This is a genomic window from Streptomyces sp. NPDC057428, assembly GCF_042803195.1.
Classification (GTDB): domain Bacteria; phylum Actinomycetota; class Actinomycetes; order Streptomycetales; family Streptomycetaceae; genus Streptomyces.
The window spans coordinates 1-8,608 of record NZ_JBHVCT010000146.1 but is presented as its reverse complement, the minus strand read 5'-3'; the positions used below and the strand labels follow the sequence as shown (position 1 = coordinate 8,608).

Annotated in this window: 9 protein-coding genes and 1 pseudogene; 4 read left to right on the top strand and 6 right to left on the bottom strand. The window is 73.3% G+C overall.

Annotated features, from left to right (window positions below):
• Positions 1-81 precede the first annotated feature (81 nt).
• Positions 82-261: a hypothetical protein gene (locus ACFU5K_RS30255; protein WP_384067423.1), complete on the bottom strand. Its 180-nt coding sequence runs from the start codon at positions 259-261 to the stop codon at positions 82-84.
• Between the two features lie 286 nt (positions 262-547).
• On the opposite strand from ACFU5K_RS30255, the gene ACFU5K_RS30250 reads away from it, so the two are divergent.
• The 4 genes from ACFU5K_RS30250 (at position 548) to ACFU5K_RS30235 (ending at position 4,674) form a co-directional block, all read left to right on the top strand.
• Positions 548-1,804: an NYN domain-containing protein gene (locus ACFU5K_RS30250; protein WP_384067420.1), complete on the top strand. Its 1,257-nt coding sequence runs from the start codon at positions 548-550 to the stop codon at positions 1,802-1,804.
• Between the two features lie 111 nt (positions 1,805-1,915).
• Complete coding sequence (locus tag ACFU5K_RS30245) at positions 1,916-2,899, top strand: ABC transporter ATP-binding protein (RefSeq protein ID WP_384067429.1); 984 nt, start codon at positions 1,916-1,918, stop codon at positions 2,897-2,899.
• A 55-nt stretch (positions 2,900-2,954) separates the two neighbouring features.
• Positions 2,955-3,803 carry an ABC transporter permease gene (locus tag ACFU5K_RS30240; protein WP_384067416.1) on the top strand — a complete coding sequence of 283 codons (849 nt, stop codon included), beginning with the start codon at positions 2,955-2,957 and terminating at the stop codon, positions 3,801-3,803.
• Positions 3,804-3,921: 118 nt separating this feature from the next.
• Entirely contained in the window at positions 3,922-4,674 is a 753-nt protein-coding gene (locus ACFU5K_RS30235) for an ABC transporter permease (RefSeq protein ID WP_384067413.1), read from the top strand.
• Positions 4,675-4,850: 176 nt separating this feature from the next.
• Here ACFU5K_RS30235 and ybaK read toward each other — a convergent pair whose 3' ends face one another.
• The 5 genes and pseudogenes from ybaK to ACFU5K_RS30210 all read right to left on the bottom strand — a co-directional run.
• The gene (gene ybaK, locus ACFU5K_RS30230; RefSeq protein ID WP_384067410.1) at positions 4,851-5,351 is read right to left on the bottom strand and encodes a Cys-tRNA(Pro) deacylase; all 501 of its coding nucleotides are present in this window, start codon (positions 5,349-5,351) and stop codon (positions 4,851-4,853) included.
• A gap of 16 nt (positions 5,352-5,367) precedes the next feature.
• Positions 5,368-6,144 (bottom strand): LON peptidase substrate-binding domain-containing protein, encoded by a 777-nt coding sequence (locus ACFU5K_RS30225; RefSeq protein ID WP_384067407.1) that lies wholly within the window; start codon positions 6,142-6,144, stop codon positions 5,368-5,370.
• Positions 6,145-6,155: 11 nt separating this feature from the next.
• Positions 6,156-6,703 (bottom strand): annotated as a pseudogene (locus ACFU5K_RS30220) (hypothetical protein); the annotation flags it as partial.
• Between the two features lie 126 nt (positions 6,704-6,829).
• Positions 6,830-8,431 (bottom strand): oxidoreductase, encoded by a 1,602-nt coding sequence (locus ACFU5K_RS30215; protein ID WP_384067405.1) that lies wholly within the window; start codon positions 8,429-8,431, stop codon positions 6,830-6,832.
• A gap of 84 nt (positions 8,432-8,515) precedes the next feature.
• Positions 8,516-8,608: Arc family DNA-binding protein (locus ACFU5K_RS30210; RefSeq protein WP_384067426.1), on the bottom strand; the 93-nt coding region annotated here is incomplete at its 5' end.

The following is an 8,608-nucleotide window of genomic DNA, read 5'->3' as shown; positions in this document are numbered from 1 at the left end:
CGCCCTGCCCCCCCCCCCCGCGCGCGGGGCCCCCCCCCCCCGGGCGGGGCGCCCCTCTCGGCCTGCCGGCCCTGCGGGCCGTCAGTTGTGGCCGAAGCGCTTCTGGTGCTTGCGGGCGACGTCGGACGGGCTGCCCTGAGCCTGCGACTGCGGCTGGGTCTGCGACTCGTACGCGCTCGACTTGGCCTCCTCCGCGCCACGCTCGGCGGCGGACGCGCGGTCCTGCTGGGTGCCCTGCTTGCGGTTCTTGTTCTTGGCCATGGTGCTGATACCTCCTGTGAGGGAGAGGGATCCGGGGGGTCCAGAACCGCTGTCAGACTCACATAGCACCGTATAAGCCGCATGTTGGATCATCACTCAACGTGATACGGGAGGTATGATGCGCCGTTTTCCGGATCCGCCACGCCGATGATCGAGTTCCGGACCTCAACCCCCTCGCCGTCGGGCAGACTCGAAGGAAACCCTGAGTGAGCGAACCCCGGGTAAGCGGACAGAGCCCTCCCGTGTCCGGGCCCGCGCCGGTCCGCTCACGAATTCCTGGAAGAGGGTGGAACGCGTGGACCGTTGCGTCGTCCTGGTGGACGCCGGCTATTTGCTGGGCGCAGCCGCGAGCCTGCTGGCCGGAGAGCCCGCCCGTTCCCGCATCACCGTGGACCACGCGGCGCTGATCCAGGGCCTGCGCGAGCGCGCCGAGGCCGACACGGAGCAGCCGCTGCTGCGCATCTACTGGTTCGACGGCGCTCCCGACCGTGTGCCGCAGCCCGAACACCGCCGACTGCGCGTCATGCCCCGTGTCACGGTTCGACTCGGTGCTCTCACGCGGAGTGACGGGCGATGGGCGCAGAAGGGTGTCGACGCGGCCATGCACGCGGAGCTCACCGAGCTGGCCAGAAATCGTGCCTGCTCCGACGTGGTGCTCGTGACCGGTGACGGCGACCTGCTGCCGGGACTCATGTCCGCCAAGGAACACGGTGTCGCCGTCCACCTGTGGGCCGTGCAGGCGGCCGACGGCGACTACAACCAGTCCGAGGACCTGGTCGCGGAGGCCGACGAGCGGCGCGTGCTCGACCGCGCCTGGATCACCAAGGCCGTACGCGCCAAGGAGACGGGCGGAATCTGCGCGCCGCCACCGGTCCCGCGTCCCGAGATCGCGGCGATCCTTTCCGCACCGCTGCCCGAGGCCGCGCTCGCGGCCTCGGCCGAGCGTGCGTCGGAGGCGCAGGCCGCGGCCCGCAACGGTTCCGGCGAGGCGGCCGAGGAGGCCGCGCCCCACACACAGTCCCCGCCGGGCCACAAGGGCGTCCCGACCCCCAAGGACCTCGCGAGTCTGCGCGCGCCCGTGGCCCAGGCCACGCACCACCCCGCACAGCCGCCTGCCGGCAACGCCACTTTGCGCTGGTCGTCGGAGAAGGGGTGGGTGGAGCGTGGAGGCCCTCTGGGTGAGCCGGCCGAGACCGCTTCGCTGCCCACCCTGGCCCAGCTCACCAGCGCCGAGCAGCGCTGGGCGGACCGGGAGGAGGACATCACCACGGTCGGCGGCGACCCCTTCGAGGTCGGCCAGGTCTTCGCCCGGCGCTGGATGGAACGCCTTCCCGAGACGGTCCACCTGCAGAAACTGTCCACCATGTATCCCCGCATCCCGCATCGCATCGACGGCGAGCTCCTGAGATACGCGGCACGTTTCGGGCTGCTCGCGCACAAGGACGACCAGATCGACGAGCACGACCGCTATGCGATCCGGGCCGGGTTCTGGCGGGAGATCGACGTGCGGGCAGCGGCCGAACACGCTCCCGCGGGGGACTGACCGCGGCGCCGAAAGGGCGGCTCCGTCCGGCCCCGGGCGCCGTACGGGGCATCCGACCCCGTAGGCTCGTTCCTCGTGAGTACGGGCACAGCACAGGCACAGACCGGGACCGTGTGCGCGGTGCGTGATCTGGTGAAGACCTATCCCGCCGTCCGCGGCCGGCGCGGCCGGACCGCCACCCCCGAGGTGCGCGCGACCGACGGCGTCGGTCTCGATGTCCGGCGCGGCGAGATCTTCGGCCTGCTCGGACCCAACGGCGCCGGCAAGACCACGCTCGTACGCCAGCTCACCGGATTGATGCGCCCCGACTCCGGGAGCGTCGAGGTGCTGGGCCACGACCTCGTACGCCACCCCGAGCGGGCCTCCCGGCTCGTCGGCTACCTCGGGCAGCAGTCCACCGCACTCGACGAACTGACCGTGTCGCTCGCCGCCGAGACCACCGGGCGTCTCAGGGGCCTCCCGGTGCGTCAGGCGCGGGCCGCGCGCGACGACGTGCTGGAGGAGCTGGGACTGACCGCGCTCGCCGGGCGCCCGCTGAACAAGCTGTCCGGCGGCCAGCGGCGGCTCGCCTGCTTCGCCGCGGCGCTGGTCGGCGAGCGGCCCGTCCTGGTGCTGGACGAGCCGACGACCGGGATGGACCCCGTGGCCCGGCGTGCCGTCTGGTCCGCCGTGGACCGGCGTCGGGCGGAGAACGGCGTGACGGTGCTGCTCGTGACCCACAACGTGATCGAGGCGGAGACGGTCCTGGACCGGGTCGCCGTCATGGAGCGTGGCAAGGTCATCGCCTGCGACACCCCGGCCGGGCTCAAGGAGCGGGTGGCCGGCGAGGTCCGGGTCGAACTGGTGTGGCGCGAGCGCGCGCCGCTGGACGTCCCCGAGGTCGCCGCGTTGCGCGCCTTGGCGCGGGAGTCCGGGCGCCGGTGGGTGCTGAGGCTCGGGCCCGACGAGGCGCGGGCCGCGGTGGCCGCGGTGACCGGCGGGGCGGCGTTCTCCTCGCTGGACGACTTCACCCTGGCCACGCCCAGCCTGGAGGACGTCTATCTGGCGCTCGGCGGCGATGCGGCCAGGGCCGCCGAGGGACTGGTGAAGGCGTGAGCATGACCGTCAGCGTGTCGGGATACGAGTCGGAGTCGGACGGGAGCAGCGCCAGGTGACGAGCATCGTTCCCGCGGAGTCCGCGAAGATCACGGGGCCGAAGGCGCGGACCCCCGCGGTCCGGAGCGGCCGGCCGGCCCGGACCGCACCCGCCGCCCTCGCGCCGGGGGCCAGGCTGCTGCCCTCCCTGGCGGCCGTCTACCGGGCGCAGCTTTCGCGGGCGAGGGTCGCCCGGATCCCGCTGCTGTTCGTCGCCACGTTCCAGTCCATCGGGATCATGGTGCTGATGCGCGGGGTCGTCGACGGCGGCGCGGAGGCGCGGGCCGTGGTCGCCGGATCCAGTGTGCTGGTGGTGGCCTTCGTCGCGCTCAACCTGCTCGCCCAGTACTTCGGCAGGCTGCGGGCCGACGGCGGCCTCGACCACTACGCCACGCTGCCGGTCCCGCCCGCCGCCGTGGTGCTGGGGGCGGCGGGCGCGTACGCCTCGTTCACGGTGCCGGGCACGATCGTCACGGCGGTGGCGGGGAGCGCGCTGTTCGGGCTGCCCATGACCCACCTCTGGGTGCTCGTCGCGGTCATCCCGCTCTCCGGTGCCGCCCTCTCGGGGCTGGGCGCCGCGCTGGGTCTGCTGGCGCCGAGGCAGGAGCTGGCGACCCTGCTCGGGCAGCTGGGCATGTCCGCCGCGCTGCTGCTGGGCGTGCTCCCCGCGGAGCGGCTGCCGGGCCCGGTCGGATGGGCGCGGGACCTGCTTCCCTCGACGTACGGCGTCGAGGCGCTTACCCGTTCCTTCGACGCCCACCCGGACTGGGCGGTCGTCGGGCTGGACCTCGCGGTGTGCGCGGCGGTTGGCATGCTGTCGCTGGCCGTGGCCACCTGGGCGTACCGCCGTGCGGCTGTGCGCTGACCCGGTTCGTCCCGCCCGCCGGCGTGCGGGGGCCGAGCTTGCCCCCGGGGCGCCGGTGAGGTGCGTCCACCGGCGGTCCGGTGAGGCGGTACGCGGGGCGGCCTGGCACGATGGCACCGTGACAGCACCGTTGACGCCGCCGCACCAGCCCCAGCCCAACGACCCGTGGCAGGATCCGCCCTCGGGGTCCCACGCCGTGCCCGGCGGGGAGAAGTCCGAGGCGTCCGGGCGGCGTGCGGAGCTGCGGCAGGGCGCCGTGATCGCCGTGCTGCTGACGGTCTCCGGTGTCGTGCTCGGGCTGCTCTGGCTGCTGCTGGCACCGCGGGTGCCCCTGGTCTCCGACGAGACGGCCGTGTTCCTGAAGAACAGCGAAGGCGAGCAGGCCATCGGGGCCGACGGCACGTTCGTCCTGCTCGCCCTGGCCTTCGGTCTTGTGTCGGCTGCCGCCGTCTTCCTCTTCCGCAGGCGCGGGGGCATCCCGCTGGTGGTGGGACTCGCCCTGGGCGGGCTCCTCGGTTCCCTGCTCGCGTGGGGGATCGGCACCTGGTTCGGGCCGACCTCGGACGTGGTCGCCCATGCCAAGGAGGTCGGCAAGGGCGTCACCTTCGACGCACCCCTCGAACTGCACGCGGTGGGGGCGGCGGTGCTCGCCTGGCCGATCGCCGCGATGATCGTGCACCTGGGACTCACGGCACTGTTCGGACCCAGGGATCCCGAGCCGGAATGGGGCGTGCCCCACGGGGAGCCGTCCCCGTCCCCCTCGGCCCCGCCCGCCTCCGGATCCGGAACGGCGTTCGGTCCGGGTCCCGTCGGCCCCGAGCCCGAGCCCGAGGACGGCAAGGCGCCGGGGCAGTGGCCCGAGCGCTCCTAGTGCCCCTCCCGGCAAGCTTTGCCCCGTCGCGCCGCCCAGCACGCACGCTCGCTGCGTTGGCCAAAAGTCCTGGTAGCTCCGCTACAAGGACTTCCGGCCGCCTTGCGATCGCACGCACCGGCCGACGCTCCTACCGGGCAAACATTGCCGGTCGCGGCACTAGCTAGGCCTCCGGGCTAGGAGCGGCCGATCGGGGCGAGCGTGGCCTCGGTCAGGGCCGCCAGGTCCGACGGGGACAGCTCGACCTCCAGACCGCGGCGGCCCGCCGAGACGCAGATGGACGGGTGCGCCCCGGCCGACGCGTCGAGCACCGTACGGAGCCGCCTGCGCTGGCCCAGCGGAGAGATGCCGCCCCGTACGTAGCCCGTGGTGCGCTCCGCCGCCGCGGGGTCTGCCATGGCCGCCCGCTTGCCGCCCACGGCCGACGCCAGGGCCTTGAGGTCCAGGGAACCGGCGACCGGGACGACGGCGACGACCAGCTCGCCGTCCACGTCGGCGACCAGGGTCTTGAACACCCGGTCGGGCGGGACCCCGAGCGCCTCGGCAGCCTCCTCGCCGTAGGACGGCGACGACGGGTCGTGGTCGTAGGAGTGGACCGTGAACGCGGTGCCGGCCGAGGCCAGGGCGACCGTGGCGGGGGTTCCGCCGGACTGCTGTTTCCTGGGCTTCTTGGCCACCGGGCAGGTCCTCGGGTCAGTTGGGGTGAGTGGGCGCGCGGGTCAGGTCGGTCGCGGGCAGCGACGGCAGGTGCCGGATGACCGCGGTCTCCTTGCGCAGCAGCGCCAGCTCCTCACGCAGCCGGGTCGCGGTGTCCGGCGCCTGGAGGAGCCGCTGCTTGGAGGGGATGTCCAGGACGGCCGCGGCGGCCACCAGGTAGGAGACCACGGACGGGTCGTCGGGCAGGTCCGCGCCGGTCGTCAGGGACCTCTCACTCGCCCCCGCGAGCCGCTTCTGATAGCTGAGGAAGGCCCGCAGGACCCCCTCGGCGAGGGCCCCGGCCTCGTCCGTGGCCTCGTCGTCCCCCTCGGCGGCCTCCGGATCCTCGGGCAGGTCCTCGACCTCGGCGGTCAGGAACGGGCCGCTCGTGTCGACGGAGAGGAGCCTGACCCGTGTGGTGCCGGTCGCCAGGACCTCATAACTTCCGTCTGAGCGCTCGCGGATCTTCGCCGCGTCCGCGACGCAGCCGACCCGGTGGAAGGTCTGGATGGGATCAGGTCCGAAACCGTCGGCCGGTGCCCGCTCCGCGGGCGGCGCCGCGGAGACGGTGTCCGGCATCCCGGTGGCCGTCGGTGCGGTCTCGCGGCCGTCGCGGATCGCGACCACCACGAAACGGCGCGGCTCGTCCTCGTCGATCGTGAGCAGCTCGCGCATCATGGCGCGATAACGCTCCTCGAAGACGTTGAGCGGCAGCACGAGGCCGGGGAACAGCACCGCGTTCAGCGGGAAGAGTGGCAGGCGAGCGGTGGTCACAACGGGCAAGCCTAGTGGCCGCGGCGCCTGCTGTGTTCCGGCATTCGCCGCGAGTACCCGCAGGGCGCCGCCCGGAGCCGGGCGTCCGCCCGTGCGTCGAGGAATCCGCCGAGCGCCTCGCCGGCCACCGAGGCCCACGGGAGGACGTGGCGTACGGCCCGATCAGCCGGAACTGCTCCAGCGCGTCCGCGGCGCGGCCCCGGGCCATCAGGACGTACGCGAGCAGGTTGCGTATCTCGGCCGGCCAGGGATCACCGGCCGGGAACCCCGAGGACAGCCCGATCGCGAGGTCGGCCGCGGCGTCGATCCGGTCCCCCCGCACCGACGTCGCCCTTGCCGCGGCCCTCTCGTCCCTCAGCAGCGCGAACGCCGCTCGCACGGGGAGCGCCTGCACCAGGGAGTCGGCGGCGGCGTCCTCCGCCGCCCGCTCGGCGAAGTCGAAGCATTCCCGGTGCGAGCCGTACCAGGCGGCCGAGAGGTACCGCAGCGCCGCGACATGGCTGCCGTAGTGGTGCGGGGAGCGGCGCACGGCCTGCTCCCACAGCGACTCGAAGACCGAGGAAGCGTTCCGCTTCGGCTCGTTCCCGACCGGTGGTGGTCGTGCGCCGCCGTGATGCCGGGCCTCGACAGACCTGTCGACCCCCGTGCCGGCAAGGATTCGGCGGGGTCGGCGGGAGAGAGGCGGTCAACCGCGCCGCAGGAGCCGGGAGGCGCCCGCCGCCACCGTCGTGGCCAGTATCCAGCCCAGTAGCACGAGCGCCGCGGCGGTCCACTGCCAGCCGCCCTCCAGCAGCCAGTAGCCGTCCTGCCCGAGATCGATCACCGGGACCAGCAGGTCCAGCGCGTAGAGCGCGGGATTCCACTGCGGATGCTCGCTCCCCTTGATCGACTCCGGCCGGTACTGCGAGAAGGCCATCGCTCCCGCCGCCCACAGCACCGCCATCCACACCAGGGCCCGGCCCGGACGGTAGCCGTACGCCACGGTCCAGTCCTGCAGGTACCCCCAGATCCTGCCCGCGGGCGGCAGTGTCTCGCGCCGGCGGCGCTGCTTGGCCAGCAGCACCTCACGGGCGTCGGCGTCCTCACCGCAGTTGCGCAGCACCGTCGCGAGACGCTCGTACGGCTCCGGCACGTACTCCGGTGTCGCGGCCAGGACCCACTCCAGGCGCCGGGACAGCGGGAAGTGTCCGTACGGGACGAGGTTCTCGTAGACGAAGCCGCTCATCGCCAGGCCGCCCGGGCCCGGCCAGCTGCTCGACACGTCGATCAGCGTCACCACCCTCGCGCCGTTCAGCACGACCCGGCCCTCGCGTGGGCGCTCCGCGTTGAAGCGCAGCTCCGGGGTGACGATTCTGCGCAGCGACAGTTCCTCGCGACCGGTGAGGACGAAGCGGGCCTTGTGCAGGTCGACCGCGTCCCCGAACCGGCCGTCGTCCAGGCGTACCGCGCCCCGGCACGTGAAGACCTGCGCACGCGTCCCACGGGCCGGGCCGCCGCCGCGCGCGATGCCGTACGGCGGTGTGGTGCCCTGGTTCCCCGTCTCGATGCTGACCCAGGCCTCCGTCATGTACAGCGTGCGCTCCACGCTCAGCTGCGGGGCGTTCAGCGCGCGCCGGCCGTCCGAGGCGCGCAGCCTGCTGCCGCGCAGGCTCAGCGAACCGCCGACCTTCGCCCCGCGCAGGCTCAGCTCGCCGCGCGTGTCGATCATCTCGGCCTGCAGGTCCTGTGCCACCGACATCCCGTCGCCCACGAAGGCGCGGCCGCGCCGGTCCGGGCCGGCGAAGAGCTGGTTGATCAGCAGGTCCGTACCGATCTGGGCGTCGGTCAGCCTCATGCCGCGCTCGATGCGGCAGCGCGGCAGATGCAGGTCGCCCTCCGTGTGCAGACGCGCCGCGTCCAGACGCGGCACCGCGCAGCCCACCATCCGCAGAGTCGTGAAATGGCACTCCGGCAGGACCACCTCCTGCTCGAAGCGGCAGCCCGTCAGCTCCACGTACGGCGAGACGCGCCCGCCCGCAAGGTCCAGTTTCCCCGTGATGCGCACACCCCGGAGCTTCAGCGCGGCCACCCGTCCGGGCCGCGCCGCCGGCCCGCTCAGCAGCAGCCTCGCCACCGTCCTCGCGCCGACGCTCCGCTCCGGTCCCCAGATGTGCGGCGCGAACGGATCGTCACGCACCGGGTCGTGGGACCGCAGGTCGTAGGTCGTGCCGTTCCGGAACGCCTGCCACATGCCCAGCTCCGCCGCGCTGAGCCCGTCCGGGATCTCGCCGTCGTGCGGCTCCGTCACCGAAGTCCTCCGAGGATGCCCCGGCCTTCAGGCCGGGGAGGAATCGGGCTCCTGGGGAGCAGGGCAGGGGTAGTCGAATCGTCGTCAGGGCGATTCGGCGTCTGCCGCGGCGGCGCTGTAGTCGCCTTCGATGCGGTGGAGGATCTCGGAGTTGAGTGACCGCCGGTTCGTCTTGGC